This is a genomic window from Micromonospora globosa, from assembly GCF_000717585.1.
Taxonomy (GTDB): domain Bacteria; phylum Actinomycetota; class Actinomycetes; order Mycobacteriales; family Micromonosporaceae; genus Micromonospora; species Micromonospora aurantiaca.
Genome location: NZ_JNZR01000002.1, coordinates 23,095 through 43,061 on the forward strand (window position 1 = coordinate 23,095; position 19,967 = coordinate 43,061).

General features: G+C 73.0%; 16 protein-coding genes. 11 read left to right on the forward strand and 5 right to left on the reverse strand.

The window, feature by feature from the left end; all coding sequences use genetic code 11:
* Positions 1 to 79: 79 nt before the first annotated feature.
* Positions 80 to 1,132: an ABC transporter ATP-binding protein gene (locus IF06_RS0102670; RefSeq protein WP_013285642.1), complete on the forward strand. Its 1,053-nt coding sequence runs from the start codon at positions 80 to 82 to the stop codon at positions 1,130 to 1,132.
* Positions 1,129 to 1,968 (forward strand): ABC transporter permease, encoded by an 840-nt coding sequence (locus IF06_RS0102675; RefSeq protein ID WP_013285643.1) that lies wholly within the window; start codon positions 1,129 to 1,131, stop codon positions 1,966 to 1,968. Before IF06_RS0102670 ends, IF06_RS0102675 begins: the two co-directional genes overlap by 4 nt.
* Positions 1,969 to 2,089: 121 nt before the next feature.
* Here IF06_RS0102675 and IF06_RS0102680 read toward each other — a convergent pair whose 3' ends face one another.
* Together IF06_RS0102680 and IF06_RS0102685 are read right to left on the reverse strand one after the other, a co-directional pair.
* A complete protein-coding gene (locus tag IF06_RS0102680; protein WP_030268713.1) occupies positions 2,090 to 4,912 on the reverse strand; it encodes a helix-turn-helix transcriptional regulator in 2,823 nt (940 codons plus the stop codon).
* A gap of 513 nt (positions 4,913 to 5,425) precedes the next feature.
* Positions 5,426 to 8,281, reverse strand: coding sequence for an AAA family ATPase (locus tag IF06_RS0102685; protein WP_013477266.1), 2,856 nt, complete (start codon positions 8,279 to 8,281; stop codon positions 5,426 to 5,428).
* Positions 8,282 to 9,555: 1,274 nt separating this feature from the next.
* On the opposite strand from IF06_RS0102685, the gene IF06_RS0102690 reads away from it, so the two are divergent.
* The gene (locus tag IF06_RS0102690) at positions 9,556 to 10,932 is read left to right on the forward strand and encodes an AMP-binding protein (RefSeq protein ID WP_013285646.1); all 1,377 of its coding nucleotides are present in this window, start codon (positions 9,556 to 9,558) and stop codon (positions 10,930 to 10,932) included.
* A 42-nt stretch (positions 10,933 to 10,974) separates the two neighbouring features.
* Here the strand turns inward: IF06_RS0102690 and IF06_RS0102695 are convergent, their stop codons facing one another.
* Entirely contained in the window at positions 10,975 to 11,472 is a 498-nt protein-coding gene (locus IF06_RS0102695) for a cold-shock protein (RefSeq protein ID WP_030268717.1), read from the reverse strand.
* A gap of 156 nt (positions 11,473 to 11,628) precedes the next feature.
* Between IF06_RS0102695 and IF06_RS0102700 the strand changes: the two genes are divergently transcribed.
* Positions 11,629 to 12,291: a 4'-phosphopantetheinyl transferase family protein gene (locus tag IF06_RS0102700; protein WP_013285648.1), complete on the forward strand. Its 663-nt coding sequence runs from the start codon at positions 11,629 to 11,631 to the stop codon at positions 12,289 to 12,291.
* On the opposite strand, the gene IF06_RS0102705 is transcribed toward IF06_RS0102700, so the two are convergent.
* Complete coding sequence (locus IF06_RS0102705; protein WP_013285649.1) at positions 12,288 to 13,700, reverse strand: acyl-CoA synthetase; 1,413 nt, start codon at positions 13,698 to 13,700, stop codon at positions 12,288 to 12,290. The genes IF06_RS0102700 and IF06_RS0102705 overlap by 4 nt on opposite strands.
* 199 nt (positions 13,701 to 13,899) lie before the next feature.
* On the opposite strand from IF06_RS0102705, the gene IF06_RS0102710 reads away from it, so the two are divergent.
* The 5 genes from IF06_RS0102710 (at position 13,900) to IF06_RS0102730 (ending at position 17,388) form a co-directional block, all read left to right on the forward strand.
* Positions 13,900 to 14,565, forward strand: a complete 666-nt coding sequence (locus IF06_RS0102710; protein WP_013285650.1) for an HAD-IA family hydrolase — start codon at positions 13,900 to 13,902, stop codon at positions 14,563 to 14,565.
* 304 nt (positions 14,566 to 14,869) lie between these two features.
* Positions 14,870 to 15,811 carry an ABC transporter ATP-binding protein gene (locus IF06_RS0102715; RefSeq protein ID WP_013285651.1) on the forward strand — a complete coding sequence of 314 codons (942 nt, stop codon included), beginning with the start codon at positions 14,870 to 14,872 and terminating at the stop codon, positions 15,809 to 15,811.
* On the forward strand, positions 15,808 to 16,545 hold the full coding sequence (locus IF06_RS0102720; RefSeq protein ID WP_013285652.1) for an ABC transporter permease: 738 nt from the start codon (positions 15,808 to 15,810) through the stop codon (positions 16,543 to 16,545). The genes IF06_RS0102715 and IF06_RS0102720 overlap by 4 nt, the downstream gene beginning before the upstream one ends.
* A 201-nt stretch (positions 16,546 to 16,746) precedes the next feature.
* Positions 16,747 to 16,989, forward strand: coding sequence for a DUF5988 family protein (locus IF06_RS0102725; protein ID WP_013285653.1), 243 nt, complete (start codon positions 16,747 to 16,749; stop codon positions 16,987 to 16,989).
* An 18-nt stretch (positions 16,990 to 17,007) separates the two neighbouring features.
* Positions 17,008 to 17,388 (forward strand): VOC family protein, encoded by a 381-nt coding sequence (locus IF06_RS0102730; RefSeq protein WP_013285654.1) that lies wholly within the window; start codon positions 17,008 to 17,010, stop codon positions 17,386 to 17,388.
* On the opposite strand, the gene IF06_RS0102735 is transcribed toward IF06_RS0102730, so the two are convergent.
* Positions 17,327 to 18,469, reverse strand: a complete 1,143-nt coding sequence (locus tag IF06_RS0102735) for a carboxypeptidase-like regulatory domain-containing protein (protein ID WP_030268720.1) — start codon at positions 18,467 to 18,469, stop codon at positions 17,327 to 17,329. The two genes, IF06_RS0102730 and IF06_RS0102735, sit on opposite strands and share 62 nt — an antisense overlap.
* A 240-nt stretch (positions 18,470 to 18,709) precedes the next feature.
* Here IF06_RS0102735 and IF06_RS0102740 point away from each other — a divergent pair, with 240 nt between their 5' ends.
* Positions 18,710 to 19,288 carry a hypothetical protein gene (locus IF06_RS0102740; protein WP_013285656.1) on the forward strand — a complete coding sequence of 193 codons (579 nt, stop codon included), beginning with the start codon at positions 18,710 to 18,712 and terminating at the stop codon, positions 19,286 to 19,288.
* Between the two features lies 1 nt (position 19,289).
* The gene (locus IF06_RS0102745; RefSeq protein WP_013285657.1) at positions 19,290 to 19,877 is read left to right on the forward strand and encodes a copper resistance CopC family protein; all 588 of its coding nucleotides are present in this window, start codon (positions 19,290 to 19,292) and stop codon (positions 19,875 to 19,877) included.
* Positions 19,878 to 19,967 lie beyond the last annotated feature (90 nt).

Consider the following 19,967-nt stretch of genomic DNA (forward strand, 5'->3'; position numbering starts at 1 on the left):
GCCCCTGGCGTGCCCCTAGCGCCCCCTATCGGCGCACATACATCTATCGGACCGACGTTCCAGGACGGAGCATGACGACGTGGACGAGGCAGTGGTGGTCACGGAGCTGGTCAAGCGGTACCAGCCCAACATGCCACCGGCGGTGGACGGGCTGAGTTTCTCCGTCGCCGCCGGTGAGGTCTTCGGCCTGCTCGGGCCGAACGGTGCGGGCAAGACGACGACGATCGGGGTGCTGACCACACGGGTGCGGGCCACCTCGGGCCGGGCCCAGGTGTGCGGCGCCGACGTGATCGGCTCGCCCGCCGTCGCCCGGCAGTTGCTGGCGGTCGTACCGCAGCGGGTGAACCTGGACCGGGCGCTGACCGTCCGGCAGAACCTGCTGTTCCACGCGGCCTACCACCGGGTGCCCCGGGCGCAGCGCATCCGGCGGGCGGACGAGTTGCTGGACCAGATGGGGCTCAAGGACTTCGCGAACCACCGCACCGACTTCCTGTCCGGCGGCCTCGCCCAGCGCACGATGATCGCCCGCGCGCTGATGCACTCGCCCCGGGTGCTCTTCCTCGACGAGCCGTCCGCGGGCCTCGACCCGCAGTCCCGGCTCTTCGTGCACGACCGGGTCGCCGAGCTGAAGCGGTCCGGGGTGACCGTGGTGGTCACCACGCACGACATGGACGAGGCGGAGAAGCTCTGCGACCGGGTCGGCATCGTCGACCACGGCAAGCTGCTCACCCTGGACACCCCGTCCGCGCTGACCCGTACGCTGCCGGGCAGCAGCACCCTGACCCTCGTGGTGACCCCCGGCGCCCCCGCCGAGCAGGTGCGGGCCGCGCTCGACGCGATCCCGGACGTGGAGCAGGTGGAACACTTCAAGGTGACCGCCCCGGCGCCCGTCGCCGCGCCGGCGTTCCCGGGCATGCCGGCGATGCCGATGCCCGCGCCGGCCCCCGACGCCCCCGCCGACCCGGATGCCCCGCTCTCCTTCCGGGTCTACACCAGCGGCCAGCCGGCCAACGCCATCCCGATGGCGATGAAGATCCTCGCCGACCTGGGCTGCGAGGTCCGTGACCTGAACATCGGCCAGCCCAGCCTGGAAGATGTCTTCATCCACCTGACCGGAAGGGAACTTCGGTGAGCGTCGCCGCCCCCGCCCCCCCGTCCGCGCCGTCGCCGGCCTCGTCGCCGCCGCCGGTGCGCGCGCTGGACCAGTTCGCCACGTTTCGGGCGGTGCTCTCGCGGGACCTGTTCGTCACCGGCCGGGAGCTGGTCGGCTTCCTGCTCCAGGTCTTCATCCAGCCGCTGTTCATGCTGCTGATCTTCGGCAAGGTGCTCAGCGACCTGGGCTACGCCAGCGACGACTTCTCCAACGTGCTGCTGCCCGGCGTCATCGCGCTGAACGCCTTCCTGATCGGCCTGGAGAACACCGCGCTGCCGATGATGATGGACTTCTCCTTCACCCGGGAGATCGAGGACCGCCTCCTGTCGCCCATGGCGATTCCGCTGGTGGCCCTGGAGAAGATCGTCTTCGGCGGCATCCGCGGCCTGATCGCCGGCGTGGTGCTGATCCCGGTCGGCATGCTCATGCTCGGTGTCACCTGGCCCTGGGCGGTGGTGCTCAAGGTGGTCGGGGTGTTGGCGATCGGCGCGCTGGTCGGCGCGGCGGTCGGTCTCGCCTTCGGCACCCTGGTGCCCACGCAGCACATCCAGATCATGTTCACAGTGGTGATGACCCCGATCATGTTCACCGGTGCCACCCAGTTCCCGCTGCTCGGCCTGGACTCGCTGCGCTGGTATCAGGTGATCTGTTCGCTGAACCCGCTGACCTACATCAGCGAGGCGACCCGGTCGCTCGTCGGCCCGCCGGGGGTCGAGTCGCTGCCGCTCTGGCTGTGCATGTGTGTCCTCACCGGGGTCTTCGTGGCGTTCTCGGCGATCGGCATGCGTGGCTTCATGCGCCGCGCCATGGACTGACCGGCCCGGGATGCGTCCGCCGAGGGCCCGAACCGCTTCTGCGGTTCGGGCCCTCGCTGCGTCGTCGCCGGTCGCGGTGGCTGTCGCAGGGGGCGGTTCCACCGCGCCCCTGCGACAGCCGTCAGGACGTGGCGCTCTGTGTCTCGTCGGCCAGTGTCTCGGCGTACATGACGAGCCGGGACGGGAGGTCGGTCCGGCGCTTCACGTCGAGCTTGCGGTAGACCCGGGTCAGGTGCTGCTCGACAGTGCTCACCGTGATGAAGAGCCGGCTGGAGATCTGGCGGTTGGTGTGGCCCTGTGCGGCCAGCGCGGCGACGCGCCGCTCGGCGTCACTCAGCCCGTCGTCCGGTTCCTGGAGCTCGGCGGCGGCCGGGTACGCCGGCAGTCCGCTGCCCGGCTCCCGGCGGATCAGCCGCTGAGCCAGCACCGACGCCCCGCAGTCCTGCGCGAGCTGGTAGGCGCGGCGGACGAGCAGCCGGGCGCGGGCGGAGTCTCCGGCGCGCTGGAGTGTCTGACCGGTGTCGCCGAGGGCGCGGACGAGCTCCAACCGGTCGCCGCTGGACTGGAGCAGGTTGACCGCCTCGGAGAGCAGCTTGCGCCGGTGGTCCTGGGCGGCGGTGGTGGCGAGCAGGCGCAGCGTACGGCCCCGGGTCCGGTCGTCGACCCCGTGCGGCACCCGCAACTGCTCCTGCAGGAGCTGCATCGCCTGCGTCTTGTTGCCGACGCTGAGCTGCACCCGGGCCAGCTCCAGCCGCCACGGCACCAGTCCGGCCGCGTCGATCCCCCACGTACGCATCAGCTCGCCGCAGCGCCGCAGGTCGGTGGTGGCGGCGTGCGGCCGGCGTACGGCCAGGTGGTGCCGGCCGCGTGCGGCCAGGTAGTGCAGGCCCAACGGGGTGCGGAACATGCCGGGCGGGGTCGGGTGGGCCAGCCACCGGTCGGCCTCGGCGAACCGGCCCGACTCCGTCGCGGACGCGATCAGGGTGGACAGCGGTCCGGCGATCGCCACACCCCAGGCGGGGGCGGGCATGTCTTCCAGGGCCGCACGGGCGTGGTGCTCGGCACCGGGCAGATCGCCGACGCGCAGGGCCGCCTCCGCCCGGATCGCCCGGATCACGGCCCGCCAGCCCGGCGCGTGCTGAGCCACCGGCCGGTCGAGCAGCACGTCGCCCCAGACCGCGGCCCGGTCCGACCGGCCGGCCCAGAGCAGCGCCAGCAGGGGCGCGGTCAGCAGGCCGAGGGCGCCGTCGTCCGTGTGGTGGCGCTGCAGGATCTGCTCGGCGGTCGTCACCGTGTCGTTGTCGGCGGTCGGCGTCAGCGCGGCGCCGAGCACCGTGACCGCCTGCAGGAGCGGGCTGACGGTGGTCGGGGCGCCGGCCGCGCGGCTCCAGGTGGCCGGGGTCTGCCGCACGTTCGCCAGGTGGTCCGGGTGGGAGAGGGAGATCAGAAGCTGCATGATCCGCAGGCGGCCGGGCGGGGCGGCCGGGCCCTGCTCCTCGTCCGCCGAGAAGCCGCTGACGGCCTCGGCAGCCTCATCGATGCGGCCCTGCCAGAGCAGGTACGGCACGGCGGAGAGGCTCGCATCGGTGGACCAGCCGGCGGCCCGCGCCGTCTGCACCAGCTCCGTCAGCTGCCCGTTCACCGTCAACGGGTTGATCTGCCAGCGGGCATTCACCAGCATCTCGGTGGTGGCGGTGCGTTGCTGCTCGTCCACCGGCGCGCGGGCGAGCAGCCGCAGGCAGGCTGTCGCCACGTCGGGCCGGCCCGACGAGAGCGCGTGACCGGCGGCGTCCTGGAGCACCGGCACCCTCCAGCCGGTCACCGCCGCACCGGCGGCAACGAGGTGCTCGGCGACCACGCTCGCCTCGGCGCCGCGGTCGTGCAGCACCTCGGCGGCCCGCTGGTGCAGGCTGCGCCGCTCGTCGGCCGACATGTCAGCCAGGATCGAGCGCAGGATGCGCGAGTGGCGTAGCTGGTCGCACTCCATCAGGCCCGAGGTACGCAACACCCGTACCGCCGGGACCGTGGTCGCGGGCATCACGTCGAGGAGGTGGCCGAGCAGTTCGGTCGACGCGGGCCGGTCGAGCACGGCGAGCGCCTGGGCCACCCGGCGTACCCCGGGCTCGTGGCGGTAGAGGCACCCGAGCACGGCCTGGTCGAACGCGTCACCGACGGACGGAACGTCGTGGTCGCTGCCCTCGCCACCGGCCCGTTCGTCGAGCAGCGCCCGGGTGAGCAGCGGATTGCCTCCGGTCATCCGGACGTAGTGTTCCGCGGTCGCGCGGGTGTCGGCGTCGTCGACGGCGCCCTCGACCAGCCGGGCGACGGCGTCGACGGTCAGCGGTGGCAGGCCGATCCGGGAGAAGTGCGGCTGGCTGAGCAGCTCGGCGCGGAACAGCGGGTGCGGCGGGCGCAGCGTCGACGCCTCCGCGAACACGACCATGATCCGGGCGTGGCGCAGCCGCCGGGTCACGTAGAGAAGGCAGTGCAGCGAGGCCGGGTCCGCGTGGTGCACGTCGTCGACGAGGAGGACCAGGGGCCCGTTGGCAGTCAGGTCGATCAGGGTGGTGAAGAGGCCGTGCAGCAGGGGTGCCCAGGCCCGGTCTCCGTCGGACGCCTCGCCGCCGACTTCGGGCAACGGCACCGCGGAGGTGGCGTCGCGCAGCAGCTTCTCGACGTGGGCGGCGGTCTCCGGGGCGAGTCGTGCACTGTGGAACAGCTGCCCGACGACTCCCAGGTGGAGACCGCGCTCCGCCCGCGAGCCGGTCGCGCTCATCACCTGCCCGCGGGAGCCGGCCGTCCACTCGCCGAACGACTCCAGCAGGCTGGTCTTGCCGCTGCCCACGGCACCGGTGACCAGCGCGACGTGTCCGCGCTGCTGCTCCTCGCACGCGTGGAACACGCGCCGCAGACGGGTGATCTGTTCCTCTTGCTGAACCAACACCTGCGCGTAAGCCCTCCTTGTACGCGGCGCGGGCCTGGAAACGCCGGTGCGGCCCGACACCGCCACCCCTGCCGGAGACAGCCGCCCCTCCGCCCGCGTCTCGACGGGTAGGGGTGGAGCGCGCCGGGCGGCCACGCCGGGTGGACCTGAAATCCTTCGTCGGACCGGTCTTCTTGCCGTACGGTCCGCGTGTCGAGGCGAGTCTGGCACCGGCATGATGGTGCGACAACGGGCGTGAGACCCCATCGTTTCGCACCCAAACCTGCGGCCCCAGAAGGCATTTAGGGGTTGCGCGACTCGGGGTGAGGGGTGTTGGAGCCGATCGGCCCGGGGGAGGCGACACGCCGGTGAGCGGCCGGTGTCGGGGCGTACGGCTTGATGGTGCCACACCGCGACTCCCGGCGCACGCCTGGTGGTACCCACAGTGGTGGTGAGCAGACTCTTCGCGACGGCCGGCGAGGGCGACGGTCGCGTGACACCCGGTGGCTGTTCCGTGCGTAAGCCCGATCGGGATCAGCGCGGCCGAGGGCCGGACGGACGGCCGCCCGGGGGGTCCGTGCCCCGCGTCAGCGGATCCAGCACCGTCGTACCGGGGCGGTCGAACCGCAGCCGTCCGGCGAGTTCGCTGCGCGAGTTGACGTCCAGCTTCCGGTAGATGCGCGTCATTCGCTGTTCGATCGCGCTGACCGTCAGGAAGAGCTTCTCGGCGATCTCACGATTGGTGTGACCCTGGGCGGCCAGGGTGGCCATCCTGGATTCGGTGTCCGTCAGGCCCTGGACCACGACCGCCGCACCCGCCCGGCCGCCGGTGGCACCGTCTCTGGTGGACAGGGCGCTGGGCCACAACGTCGGGATGCCGCACTCCTCTGCGAGAGCCCGGGCCGACCGGGTCGCGGCGCGGGCCTGCCGCCGGTCGCCGGCCTGCTCGTAGGCGTGACCGAGGTCGGCAAGGTTGTGCGCCAGTTCCATCCGGTCGCCGCACTGCCGCAGCAGCCGTACGGCGCTGCGCAGGTGCGGGATCCGTTCCTGTCCCTCCTCGGTCGCGGCCAGAACCCGCAGGGCCGCGGCCCGGTACCGGACATGGACGGGCCGCAGCCGGGCCAACTCGTCGCGCACCAGCTTGCGCGCCTGCTGACGGCGGCCCATCCGGAGCAGTGCCCGAGCCGACTCGGTGCGCCACGGCACCAGGCCCGAGAAGTCCAGCCGCCACCGCTGCATCAGCTGCCCGCAGAGCTGGAAGTCGGCCAGCGCGGCCTCGGGGCTTCCCGCGGCGAGGGCGTGCGTCCCGCGGGCGTGCAGGTAGTGCAGCCCGAGCGGGGTCTCGAAGATCGCCGGCGGCACCGGCACCTGAAGGCAGGCGGCCGCCGTGTCGAGCTGGTCCATGAAGGTCAGGGCCCGTATCCGGACGGCGAGAGGTATCCCGATCACCACCCCCCAGCCTTTCGGCGAGAGCTGCCCCAGTGCCTCGTCGGCCAGCTTGCCGGCGCGGGGGAGGTCGCCGAGCCGGCCGGCGACGGCGGCCCGCAGGGCGGTGAGCGTAGCCGAGGGGGTGGGGTGGTGTGGGGTGGCGAGGTGGCGGTCCAGCCGGTCGCACCAGTCGTCGGCCAGGTCGAGCCGGTCGGCGTAGATCATGGCGATGAGGGCGCAGATGACCCTCCACATGTGCGGTTCGTCGTCCGGCCCGGTGGTCGACAGTGTCCGCTCGGCCGCCTCGACCACGCCCGCGTCACCCCGGGCCAGCACGCCGGACAGCAGGATGACTCCGCTGAGCCCGTGCTTGACCCGGGCCAGCGTGAGCGGATCCCGCGCGGCCACGGCGGGCGCGGGCCGGTCGACCATGACCCCGGGATAGAGCGTCGAGATCCAGCCGGTGATGACGAGCAGCTCGGCCGCGGACTGCGGATCGGCGGGATCCGACCGCTCGCTCAGGTGCCTGACCAGGTCGACGGCCTTGTCGATCTCACCGTGCCAGAGGAGGTACTGGATGGGGCCGGCGGCCTGTTGGCTGCCGAGGTGCCCGGCCCGGATGGCGGTGGCGACGCTGACCAGGTGGGGGATCGTGGCCTGCGGGTCGAGTCGCCACTCGGCGCGCGCCAGCGCGGAGCGGATCCGCGCCCGCAGACACTCGCCGACGCCACTGCGGTGCGCCCGGCGCAGGTACCGTAGGGCGGTCTCCACCTCGCCGTCGAGCAGCGCCTGCTCGCCGGCGTCCAGCAGGGTCTGCGCCATCCAGGGTTCGGCCAGCTCGCCGATGTCCACCAGGTGCGGCGCGATCCGGGCCGGGGGCGCGCCGTCGTCGTGCAGCAGGCGGGCTGCTCCCAGATGCAGCCGTACGCGTTCCTCGGCGGTCATCCCGTCGATCACGGCCTGGGTCACCGCCGGATGGCGCAACCCCTGTTCGTCGATCAGCCCCGCGCTGGTCGACTTGTCGACAGCGCCCAGCGCGGGGTGCAACCGGGCGTCGACGAGATGCGGCAGCAGGCTGCCGTGCAGCGGCTCGCCGGTCACGGCGAGCACCCGGGCGGCGTTGAGCACCAGGCGGTCGCAGCGGTACAGGCAGCTCAGCACGGCCTCCCGGAACGACTCGCCGACCGCCGGGGCGTCGGCGGACCGTGGCGCGGCTGCCTGGTCATCGGCGAGCGCATGCACCAGGAGCGGATTCCCGCCGCTGATCCGGTGGCTCTCCTCGGCGATGCTGCGGGCGAGCGGGATGTCGAGCCGCTGGGCGAGCAGCTGGAACGTCCCCTCGGCGGTGAGCAGCGGCAGGCGGATGCGGTGCAGCTTCGCCGGTTGCAGCATCTCGGCGTGCACGTCCGCCTGCCACGGCCGGGTGCGTGGCGCCTCCGTCAGGACCATCAGCACGGGCAGGCCGGAGAGCCGCCGGGCCACGTAATCGAGACAGCGCAGCGACGGCACGTCCGCGTGGTGGATGTCGTCCACCACGATGACCAGCGGCCCCCGCGAGGTCAGTTCGAGCAGGGCGCGCCCGATGGCGGCGGTGAGCCGGGCGTTCTCCGCGTCCGCCGGATCGGCGTCGCTCCATGCGAGGGCGCCCGCGTCCAGCAGCCGGGCGAGGCGGGCCCGGATGTCGGGGGCGTCCGCGGCGCACGACGGCACCGCGCGGACGAGCTGCCGGACGACCTCCAGCGGTACGCTGCGCTCCGCGCGGGAGGCGCTCGCGCCGATGACCCGTGCTCCGGCGTCGCAGGCGCGCCGGGCGAAGGTCTGTGAGAGCGCGGTCTTGCCGGAGCCGACCGGGCCGGTCAGCACGGTCACCGGCCGGTCGGTCGGCGAGGTGCCGCCGCGGAGCAGGTCTGCGAGTCGGCGCTCCAGCAGGCCGAGCTGGCTTGAACGCTCGGTCAGCTCCATCACCGCCCCCTCCGGGGGAGGGCCGCGTGCCCGGTGCGGCCCGACAGCTCGACCAAATTGGAGACCGGCAATTCTTGACCCATTCCATTATCGGCAAGTATCGACGGGTGTCGAGCTTTGCCGGTGCGCCATCGACCGACTTGACCGGTTGGCTGCTGCGAGCCGTGTTCCCGTGTGCGTCGGCGATAATTCCCCAGCTCTCGCGGGGTCGACACTTCCTATCGACCTCCTTGATGGTGGGAGTATGGCAGTTGGGCAATTGGGCGGCAAGCCGAGTTGTGTAAAGGATGAGCAAACATGGGTTACTTGTCTCGGGTGACCCGGACCGGGGGTGGCGACGGAAAGTCGCCGGCTGGTCCCGTACCGTGACAGAGCGCTCCCATGAGCCGATGGTTCCGCTTATTCGGCCCGCCTGATGATTGGCGAATGGGCTTTTCCGTGCTAATCCGGCGTCCGGGCGTTGCCGGTCGCTCTCGCCGAGGTGTTCGAAGCCGCCCGCGGTTGCGGCGTGCGGAGACGTCGAGCTGGGCGTCATCGTCGTTGAACTCGGCGTTCGTGACCCCGCCCGTGCCGATCCCGGCGCGGGCGGGCCTGGTGCCGGAAGCTGGTGTGGAGGTGTCGTCCGCCCCCGGGGTGGGGCTGCGGGGCCTGGTCGGGCCTCCGGCAATTGCCGGAGGCGCTCGATTGTTGCGATGTAAGGCATTGATGCCGGAACTGCGATCGATGCCTGTCCGATCCTGCCGGCGGTCGAGGCTTGGTGTGCGTCGGCGGGCCACGATTCGGACGTTTGGGAGATTCTGCGATTATGTATGAAAAGGAATTATGCGTCCGAGTGTCCTGTTGGTTGCGGAGGTCTGCGGTCCCATTCGGCCTGAAGGCTGATCTCATGCGGGACGCGTCAATGCGATAAAGTCGTGACGGCGAGTTGCCGGGCATTGAGAAAGACGTTTTCCGATCGGTTTTCGCTCGCTGAAGACAAATGCGGTCTCTGTATTGTTCGCCGAGCCGGAGTGAGCGCTCGGGCCGGCCGTTGTGTCCGGACGGCCGGGATCCGGTCCTAGCTGGCCAGTAGGCCCGGACAGGGGGATTCGGACTCGGCGGCTAGGGGTTGTGCCCGACGATAGCCCGGCCCTAATTTCGGGGCACCCGGTCTCCACCGTCTGGATAGCCGGACATGGGGCCGTGCAGGCCCGAGACCTGAAGGGTTCTGTGGCCGTCGTGATGTCCCAGCTGCCGCCGCGACTCGTTGCCGCCCCGCGCAGGGGATAGCGGAGATGACACTGCTGCCGGTGCTGCGTGGATTCGGTGCGGATCGGGCCGACGCGGTCACGGTGGCCGGAAAAGCCCTCTCCAGCGAGGCCCTGCTGGGCTGCGTCACCGCCGTCGCTGATCGGATCAGGGGCGCGACCGCGGTCGCGGTCGACGGCACACCGACGCTGGAAGCGGTGGTCGGAATGCTCGGCGCCCTCCTCGCCGGGGCGCCGCTCGTACCGCTGCCTCCCGGCGCCGACGAACGCGAACGCCGCCGCATCCTGCGGCAGTCCGGAGCGACGGTGATCCTCGGCCGTGCCCCGTCCGGGGCCGACGGCCTGTCCACGATCCCGGTCGACCTGCGAGAACACGCCTCGACGCGGCACCCCGAGCCCGCCCCGGGCAGCGACGCCGTCATCCTCTACACCGGTGGCGCATCAGGGCCGCCACGAGGGGTGCGCATCTCGCGCCGCGCCATCGCCGCCGACCTCGACCTTCTGGCCCGTGCGTGGCACTGGAGCGAGGAGGACGTGGTCGTCCAGGGCACCCCGCTGTTCCGGGCGTACGGTCTGGTCGTCGGCCTGCTCGGCGCACTGCGGGCCGGAAGCCGTTTCGTCCACCTCGATGACGCCGGCACCGCCGGGCCGGTCGGCTCCATGCACCTGGCGTCGCCCGACCAGTGGGCGAGGATAGCGCTGGACGGCCACCGGGCCCGGCCGCTGTCCGCGGCGCGGATCCTCGTTTCCGCGGACGGTCCGCTGGCCCGCGCCGTGGCCGAGCGGCTCCGACTGCTCACCTCGCACCGGCCGGTGCAGGCCTACGGCACCACCGAGACGCTCGTCGCGCTGACCGGGCGGGCCGGCGACCGTTCGGTTCCGGGCGCTGTCGGCACCCCCCTGCCCGGCGTCGAGACGCGCGTGCTGGACCGCGAGGACCGGCCGGTGCCGGCCGACGGCCAGTCGGCGGGCGAGCTGAGCGTCTGCGGGCCGACGCTGTTCAGCGGGTACGTCGGCGGGCGGAGCCTCGCCGCCGGTCGCTGGCACGCCACCGGGGACCTGGCCAGCGTGGCCCCCGACGGCACGTACCGGATCATCGGGCGGTGCGGGCTCGACGTGGTGCACAGCCGGGGCCGGCGAATGCCCACCGGGCAGATCGAGGAGGCGTTGCTGAGTCACCCCGGCGTGCGCGACGCCGCCGTCGTCGGCACGCCGCACCACGCGCTCGGCGAGCAGGTCACCGCCTACGTCGTCGCCGAGGGGGTGACCGCGCAGGTGCTCATCGACCACGTCGGCCGGTACCTCTCGGCGGGCCAGCGCCCCCGGCGGGTGCACTTCGTCGACGAGCTGCCGCGCAGCGCCTTCGGGCGGATCAGGAAGTCCCTGCTGATCGCCCGCGGCTGAGCCGGCCGGACAGCGGGCGGCGGTGACCCGCCCCCGCCACGGTCAGCCCTCCACCCAGCCGTGCCGCCGGGCCAGCTCCAGCATCCTCGCACGTACCGCCACGATCTGCGCTCCGGTCAGGTCCGACACGGAGGTCACCAGCGCCTCGGTGGTCTCCGCGGAGAAGGCCCGCTCGGAGAGGACGTCGCACAGGCCCTCGTCGTCCTCCGCGCCGCCCGTGGCCTGCCCGCTGTCCCTGCTGCGCCCGCCGCCGACCGTGACGCCGGCCCGGGCGGACAGCCCGGCACCGGCCGCCGGGACGCGATCCGCACCCGGGGCGACGCCGGACACCCGCACCAGCACGGCCTTGGGCCCGCGCTCGGTCTCCACCGCGTCGTACTCGACCGGGACGCCGGGCGTCAGTGCCCACTTGTCGCCGTCGAGCATGTTCGCGTGCACGAACACGTCGTCGCTGCCGTCGTCCGGGGCGATGAACCCGTAGCCCCGCACCTCGTCGAACCGCACCACTTTGCCAGTAAGCATCGCCATTCCCGCGTCCATCCGCCCCAAATCCAGGTGCCCCGCCCGCAGGACCGGGACGGCGCCCAGAGTGGCACCTGTCCCGTGCAGGCCGGCACCCGTACCCGACCCCTATGGTGCACCTATCGCCGAGGCCCGCCGCGGCGAGGGGTGCCGCAGCGCCTACCATCGGCCAACGTGATCGAGCAGATCCTGCCCCCCACCGTGGCGGTGTCCGAGTCCTTCACCGATCCCGCCGGCGTGACCCTGTTCCCCGAGGAGGAGGCGCTGGTGGCACGGTCGGTGGAGAAACGCCGCCGGGAGTTCACCACAGTGCGGCACTGCGCCCGGTTGGCCCTCGGCGAGCTGGGCCTCGCCCCGGCGCCGATCGTCTCCGGCGCACGCGGTGCCCCGCTCTGGCCGGACGGCGTGGTCGGCAGTATGACGCACTGCGATGGCTACCGGGCGGCGGTCGTCGGCCGTACGGCGGCGTTCGCCAGCCTCGGGGTGGACGCCGAGCCGCACGCCCCGCTGCCCGACGGGGTGCTTGGAGCGATCGCCCTGCCGGCCGAACGGTCGCGCACCGTCACGCTGGGCGCGGTCCGCCCCGCCGTCTGCTGGGACCGCCTGTTGTTCAGCGCCAAGGAGGCGGTGTACAAGGCGTGGTTCCCGCTCACCGGCCAGTGGCTGGACTTCTCCGAGGCGGACATCGTGTTCGACCCGGCCGGCACGTTCGAGGCCCGGCTGCTGGTGCCCGGTCCGGTGTTCGGCGGGGCCGAGGTGCGGGCGTTCGCGGGCAGGTTCCTGGTCGAGCAAGGGCTGGTGGTCACCGCGGTCAGCATCCCGGCGGTCGCGTCCTAACCGTCTGCGCTGAGCCGCGTCTTCTGCACCTTGCCCAGGGCGTTGCGGGGCAGGGCGTCGACAAGGCGCACCTCGCGTGGTCGCTTGTGCGCCGAAAGGTGCCGGGCCACGAAGTCGATCAGCTCGGCCTCGCCCACCCCGTCGCCCACCACGTACGCGGTGACCTGCTGACCGAGGTCGGGGTGCGGGGTGCCCACCACGGCTGCCTCACGGACCCCCGGGTGCGTCAGCAGGGCGTCCTCCACCTCGCCGGCGCCGATCCGGTAGCCACCGCTCTTGATCAGGTCGGTCGACGCCCGGCCGACGATCCGGTGCCAGCCGTCCGGGTCGACGGTGGCGACGTCCCCGGTGCGGAACCAACCGTCCGGGGTACGGCTCGCCGCGTCGGCGTCCGGACGGTTGAGGTAGCCGTCGAACAGCGTGGGGCCGGTGACCTGAAGCTCGCCCATCGTCGCCCCGTCGGCCGGGAGCGGGGTGCCGTCGTCGCCGACCAGCCGCGTACGGACCCCGGGCAGCGCCAGCCCGACGGTGCCGGGCCGGCGTGGGCCGTCCGTCCGGGCGCTCACAGTGATCAGGGTCTCGGTCATCCCGTACCGCTCGACGACCCGGTGACCGGTGAGGGTGGCGAGGTCGGCGAAGACCGCCGCCGGCAGCGCCGCGCTGCCCGAGACCAGCAGCCGCGCCGGACGCAGCGCCCGGGCCGCGTCCGGGTCGGCGGCGATTCGGGACCACACCGTCGGCACCCCGAAGTACATGGTGCCGTTGGCGGCGGCGTACCGGTCGGGGCGGGGGCGGCCCACGTGGTGCAGCCGGCCGCCCAGCCGCAGTGGTCCGAGCACGCCGAGCACCAGCCCGTGCACGTGGAACAGCGGCAGGCCGTGCACCAGCAGGTCGTCCGGCGTCCATGCCCAGGCGTCGGCCAGCCCGTCGAGGCAGGCGGCGATCGCGCGGCGGGAGATCACGGCGCCCTTCGGGGCGCCGGTGGTGCCGCTGGTGTAGAGGATCACCGCGGTGCAGGCCGGATCCGGCTCGGGGTGGACGGTGTCCGACCGGCGGGTCAGGTCGACGGGTACGACGGGCCGGCCGGCGTCACCGACGGTGCGTTCCGCGCCGGCCGGGGCCAGCAGCGCCGTCGCGCCCGAGTCGCGCAGGATGTGATCGCGCTCCATCGGCCCGGCGTCCGGCGGGATCGGCACGACCGCCGCCCCGGCCGTCAGCGCGCCCACCACGCCGACCACGGTCTCCAGGGTGGCGGTGGCCTCGATCGCCACCCGGTCGACGCCGCGCAGCTCGTCGGCCACCGCCGTGGCAAGGCGGCGAAGCTCCACCCAGGACACCGCCCGGCCGTCGACCCGGATCGCGTCCGGGTGCTCGTCGGTGCCCTTCGTCAGCCAGCCCAGCAGCGGCATGGTGCGATCCTCTCAGCGGCCCGGTCCGAGCCCTGCCGGGGGCCGCGACGCCGGTAGGGTCGTGGGGTACCGCCGGATCCGGGTGGGCGAGTGCGCCGCGCCGGTGGGCCGGGAGAACGGTCCTGACCGTAGTCGGGGGTCTCCGCGGCCTGCCACCCCTACCGGCCGTGGCGGTCGTGCGGGCGGGGAGGTGACATCGGTGGTCGCGAGGGCGACGGCGGCACCCGACGGTGTCCGGGCGGTGGTGCTCGACCTCGACGGGGTGCTGGTCGACAGCCTCGCCGTGGCCAGAGAGGCGTTCGCCCTCGCCTACGCCGAGGTGGTCGGCGACGGCATGGCCCCGGTCGAGGAGTACTGCCGCCACCCGGGCCGGTACCTGCCGGAGGTGCTGGAGCTGATGGGTCTGCCAGCGGCGCTCGCCGAGCCGTTCGTGCGGGAGAGCAACCGCCTTGCACACCGGGTCAGCCCGGTCGTCGGCGCGGCGGAGCTGCTGCGCACCCTGCGTCGGCGGGGGATCGGGCTCGCCGTGGCCACCGGCCGCAGCGGCGTACGCGCCCGGGACCTGCTCGGCCGGCTCGACCTGTTGCCGCTCGTCGACCACGTGGTGGGCTCGGACGAGGTGCCCCGCCCGAAGCCCGCGCCCGACATCGTACGGCGGGCGCTGCACCTGCTCGGGGCCCGGCCCGCGGAGGCGCTGATGGTCGGCGACGCGCCCAGCGACCTGGCCAGCGCGCGGGCGGCCGGGGTGACGGCGGTGGCCGCGCTGTGGGGCGAGTCCGACGAGGAGACGCTGCGCACGGCCGGCCCGGACGTCGTTCTGACCCGGCTCGACGAGTTGCTGCCGCTGTGCCCGGCACGGCGGTGACGAGCCACACCGGATCCGTGGGCGAGAAGCCGCCCGGAGCCGCCGCCCGCCCGGACGGACGCACGGACACTTGGCGTGACCGGGCGACACCCCTGTCGCCGGGCGGCACCCCTGTGGAGGATCGTTCCCCGACATCGACACCCCCGATTCGTCACCCGATCAGTTGATCGGCGCATCGGTTGCGCGGATGATGTCGGGCGTCGGTCGGCCCGGGTCCGGCCCGTTCCCGCGAACCGACGCCGCGATCAGCCGAGGGGTCCGCCCTTTCCGACGGCAAACCGCACATGAAGGAGGACCACCCCAGATGCCGGTCATCGAGGTCGATCATCTGCAGAAGCGGTACGGCGAGAAGGTCGCGGTCGACGACGTTTCCTTCACCGTCGAGCAGGGCGAGATCTTCGGCGTCCTCGGCCCGAACGGCGCCGGCAAGACGACCACGGTGGAGTGCGTGCAGGGGTTGCGCCGTCCCGACGGCGGGACCGTCCGGGTGTTCGGGCTGGACCCGGTGCGCGACCGCACCGAGGTGCGCCAGCGCGTCGGCGCCCAGCTCCAGGAGAGCCAGCTGCCGGACAAGGTGCGGGTGCGGGAGGCGCTGGACCTGTACCGGTCCTTCTACCGCAACCGGGCCGACATCGACGAGCTGCTGACCGACCTCGGCCTGGCCGAGCAGCGCAACACCTATTTCCAGAAGCTCTCCGGCGGGCAGAAGCAGCGACTGTCGGTGGCCCTGGCGCTGGTGGGCAGGCCGGAGATCGCCATCCTCGACGAGCTGACCACGGGCCTCGACCCGCAGGGCCGCCGGGACACCTGGGATCTCGTCGAGCGGATTCGCGACCGCGGCGTCACCGTCGTGCTGGTCACCCACTTCATGGAGGAGGCGCAACGACTCTGTGACCGGATCGCGATCATCGACAAGGGGCGGGTGGTGGCCATCGACAGCCCCGCTGGTCTGCTCGCCCGCGTCGGCAGCGAGCACCGGGTGCACTTCCGCCCGGCGGAGCCGGTCGAGGACGCCCTGCTGCTCGCCTCGCCCGACGTGACCGGGGTCAGCCGCTACGGCGCGGAGGTGACGGTGACCGGCACGAAGGACGTGCTCCAGTCGGTCCTGTCGGTGCTCAACGGGCGCGGAACAACCTACACGGACCTGCGGGTCGAGCAGCCCAGCCTCGACGACGCCTTCGTCGCCCTGACCGGCCGTGGCGGCCGGACCGCCGCGCAGTCCCCGACCGACGGGAGGTCGTCGTGAGCGCCCTGTCCAAGCTGATCGCCGTCGAGACGAAGCTGTTCCTCCGGGAGCCCGTGTCGTTGTTCTTCGTCTTCGCCCTGCCGATCGGCCTGATGCTCGTCTTCGGCCTGCCGCAGCGTGCCGGTACGGCCGCCGACACCGGGCAGCACGCCGAGCAGACGTTCCTGCCGTCGCTCGCGCTGGCTCTCACCATCGGCATGCTCGCGCTCTTCACCCTGCCGATGGCGCTGGGCATCTACCGGGAACGCCGGATCCTGCGCCGTCTGGCGACGACCCCGGTGCAGCCCGCGCTGCTGCTGGTCGCCCAGGTCGTGGTCAACCTCGTGATGGGCGTGCTCGGTGCGGTGGTCACCGCGATCGCCGTGCGGTTCCTGCTGGACCAGCCGGCGCCGGCCAACCTGCCCGGGTTCGTGCTGGCCTTCCTCCTCGGGGTCGCGTGTCTGTTCGCCGTCGGCCTGCTGATCGCGGCGCTGGCGCCGTCGGCCAGGGCGGCACAGTCGATCGGCCCCGCGCTGTTCTTCCCGCTGCTCTTCCTGGCCGGTGCCTGGTTGCCCCGCGACCGGATGCCGAGTGCCCTGGCCGTCGTCGCCGACTACTCGCCGCTCGGCGCGACGGTCGACACCATCGGCGCGGCGTGGGCGGGCGCCGACCCCGAACTGCCGCAGCTGATCGCCCTGGCCGTCACGGCCGCCGTCGCCTCCCTGGGGGCGACGCGGTTCTTCCGCTGGGAGTGAGCCCCGCCGCCCGACAGGGCTGCTCTGGGTATCGTCGCTGCCCAGGGCGCATCTAGGGGTGCGCTAAGGGTGCCGGCGAAATGTGATCTGCACTACGTTCGGTTCACCCGGCATCGGGTGTCGTTGGACCTGTGTGGACCGAGCCGCCGTCGCCCCCTGTGGCGGCTCGTAAGGTGTGCGGAATGCGACGGAGGTCGTGCCATGAAGGACGTTTCGCAAGCTGATCCGGTCGCCCGGGACGCCGCCGGCGTCATCGATGTCGTCCTGGAGGGCGGCCCGGCCGGCCTGCCGGCCGACCTGCGCAGCCGTCGGGTTTCCACGGCCGAGAAGAAGATCAAGATCCTGTACTACGGCGGGTACGAGCACTTCGAGCGGGGCAACGCCGCCGCGGCGGTCGAGCCGGTGGTCTTCCGCTGGACCGGTCGGACCCGGATCGCCGAGTAGCGAAGGGACAGCAGTCTCATGCGGGCACAGGATCAGCGTACGGGACCGCACCTGACGGTCAGCGACACAAGCGAGGCGATCGCCTTCTACACGGACGTCTTCGACGCCGTGGCCATCCAACGGGAGTGCCTGCTCGACGGGCATGTCGTGCACGCGGAACTGGCCGTCGGCGGCCATCACCTGACCGTGAGCGAGTGGTGGGAGGCGGGCGACCCGTCGGTGGCCGCAGACCGTGACGAGGTGTTGACCATCGAGCGGACGGACCCCGAGTCGGTGCTGCGGCGGGCGGTGGCCGCGGGCGCCCACCTCGAGCCGCCGGCTGCCCCGTCGCACCAGGTCATGTTGCGCGACCCTGCCGGCCTCTGCTGGAGCGTCGTCGGCCCGCAGCGGACGGCGTAGGGCGAGCCTTCGCGCGCCCCGGCGGACCCGGGACAGCCGGGCTTCCGCCGGCCGGCCCGATGTGCAGGATCGCGGTCGGCGCGTCGGCCAGGTCTCCGCCGGCCGGCAGCCGGGCCGCCGGGAGAGCGGCCGCCTCCGCCTCCGCGCCCGGTGCGCTCCTGCGCCGCACCATCACCAGTGCGAGCGCGCCCAGGCCCGCGGCGACCAGCAGGCCGCCCAGCAGGAACATCGACGTACTGCCGCCCTCGTCGCCGGTGGCCGTGAGTGTGGGCGGCGCGGCCGCGGGGGTGTCGTCGTCAGCCGCCTCGGCGAGAGGGCTCGCCTCCGCGGTGGGCGACGGCGACGTCGTGGTCGGCGCCGGCACCGCGGAGAGGGTCAACCGTACGGTCGCGACGTCACCGGCCCGGCCCCGTACGGTCGCGCGGGCGGTGCGGTAGCCGTCCATGGTCGCGCGGACCGTGATGGATCCCTCGGCGATCGTCCTGCCGGCCCTGGACGTGATCGAGAACCGGCCGCTGCGGTCGCTGGTCGTCCGGTACTCGTGGCCGGCACTGTCCCGGATGGTCAGATCCGCCCCGCCGATGGCCTTTTCGTCGGCGTCGCTGACCCGGCCGGAGACCCCCCTCACCCCCGCCGCCGGCTCGGCCTCGCCGGAGGGCGAGGCGCCCGGCCCGTGGACGTAGACCATCTTGTACGCGTAGCTGTTCTGCCCGGCGAGCCGCACGCCGACCGAGATGTTGAGGCCGGTGGTCTCGCCCGGGCGAGCGTCAGGGGCCACGAGTGTCGCGTCGAAGGTCCGGCTCTGACCGGGCCGGAGATTCGGCTCCGCCCGGCAGCCGGTGGCGCACCGCAGGCCGCCGCCCACCACCACGATCGCCGTCTCGGCGCGGCGTCCGTCGTTGGTGACGCGGAACTGCACACGTACCGTCTCGCGGGGTTTCACGTTCTCCGCCGACACGCTCAGGATGCTCACCGTCTCCGGCGCGGCCGTCGCCGGTGCCGCCGCCACCGCGAGCGTCCCTCCGGCCAGCGCTACCAGTGCGGCCACCCGGGCCAGCCGGACACGTGAGCGCGTCGTCACTCCCCATCACCTCTTCCCCCGAGCAGACGACGCCGGTCGATGGCGCCGCGGGCCACTATGCCCGGTCCGGCGCAGGCCGCGCGACCCGCCTCCGGCGGCCGGCCGGCAGCCCGCACGGGCCGGGACCGTCCGGCCGGGACGGACAGCAAGCGGGAAGAGGTTCCGGAACCGGTCCGCTCCTACCGTCGAAGCCGTCCGACCGCTACGGCCACGCCGTCAGCGCCGATCCCCGGAGGCCCGATGTCCGACCGTCCTCGGCGGCTCCAGCCGGTGAACCCCACGTCGCTCGTCACGGCGTGGAACACCAGTTGGCACCGCGCCGCGATCAACGTGTTCACGTTCGTCGTGCTGGCCCACTGGGCCGAGCACCTCGTGCAGGCCGCGCAGATCTGGATCCTGGGCTGGAGCCGGCCCGACGCCCGTGGTCTGCTGGGCATGCCCTTCCCGTGGCTGATCGAGTCGGAGTGGCTGCACTACGGATACGCCCTGGTGATGCTCGCCGGATTCTGGCTGCTGCGGGACGGCTTCGTCGGCCGCGCCCGGCTGTGGTGGGGCATCGCCCTCGGCGTGCAGGTGTGGCACCACCTGGAGCACCTGCTGCTGCTCGTCCAGTCGCTCACCGGTCAGTACCTGCTGGGTCGCCCGGTGCCGACCAGCCTCGCCCAGGTCGTGTTCCCGCGCGTCGAGCTGCACCTGTTCTACAACGCCGTGGTCTTCGCGCCGATGGTGATCGCGATCGGCTTGCACCTGCGTCCGACGTGGCACGAGCGGGCACTGATGCGGTGCAGCTGTCGTCGTCCCGCTCCCGCGGGGGCCTGACGTGCCCGTCCCCGCCGCCCGGCCGGCCCGCACGGGCTGGGCGGCCGGTGCGGCGGTGGCGGCGCTCGCGCTCGGCGTACCGCTGTTGAGCGTCCTGTCCGCCGCGGCACCGGTCCGGATGGTCTCCGCGGCGCCCGCGGACCGGGCGGTCGTCGGCCGGCCGCCGTCCTCGGTCACGCTCACCTTCGACCGCCCGCCGGCCGGCTCCGGGACGCACCTCTCGGTCGCCGCGCCCGGGATCGCGCCGCAGGTCGGCCGCCCGGTCGTTCGTGGACGCCAGGTCAGCATCGCCGTGCCGCCGGCCGGCGAGGGGACGTACCTGGTGGCCTATCACGCGGAGTTCGGCGCCGGCCGTGAGCTGGCCGGCACGATCCGGTTCGACGTACGTGGGGACGCGCCGCCGGCAGTCGTCGGCGACCGGCCCGATCCGCGTGTCCAGGTCGAGCCGGCGGGGGGCGGGCACTCGCACGGCGCGTCGGCCGAGCCGTGGGTGCTCGTGCTGCTCGGGGCCGACCTGCTGGTGCTGCTGGTCGTCGGACTGCGGCTGCTCCACCGGCGCCGGCGGGACGACCCCTCGCCCGGCAGGTGAACGGCGCGCCGGGGTTGCACTGACTGATAGTCATACTCCACTATGACTGTTAGTCATAGAGGGCGTCGGGCGGCGACGGATTCCGTGCGC

What these genes read in the sequence shown, in the direction of transcription:
- IF06_RS0102685 (WP_013477266.1), bottom strand. Translation starts at nt 8,281, where the DNA reads ATGGAGCTGACCGAGCGTTCAAGCCAGCTCGGCCTGCTGGAGCGCCGA.
- IF06_RS0102730 (WP_013285654.1), top strand. Translation starts at nt 17,008, where the DNA reads ATGCGGGCACAGGATCAGCGTACGGGACCGCACCTGACGGTCAGCGAC.
- IF06_RS0102725 (WP_013285653.1), top strand. Translation starts at nt 16,747, where the DNA reads ATGAAGGACGTTTCGCAAGCTGATCCGGTCGCCCGGGACGCCGCCGGC.
- IF06_RS0102695 (WP_030268717.1), bottom strand. Translation starts at nt 11,472, where the DNA reads ATGGACGCGGGAATGGCGATGCTTACTGGCAAAGTGGTGCGGTTCGAC.
- IF06_RS0102740 (WP_013285656.1), top strand. Translation starts at nt 18,710, where the DNA reads ATGTCCGACCGTCCTCGGCGGCTCCAGCCGGTGAACCCCACGTCGCTC.
- IF06_RS0102690 (WP_013285646.1), top strand. Translation starts at nt 9,556, where the DNA reads ATGACACTGCTGCCGGTGCTGCGTGGATTCGGTGCGGATCGGGCCGAC.
- IF06_RS0102705 (WP_013285649.1), bottom strand. Translation starts at nt 13,700, where the DNA reads ATGCCGCTGCTGGGCTGGCTGACGAAGGGCACCGACGAGCACCCGGAC.
- IF06_RS0102715 (WP_013285651.1), top strand. Translation starts at nt 14,870, where the DNA reads ATGCCGGTCATCGAGGTCGATCATCTGCAGAAGCGGTACGGCGAGAAG.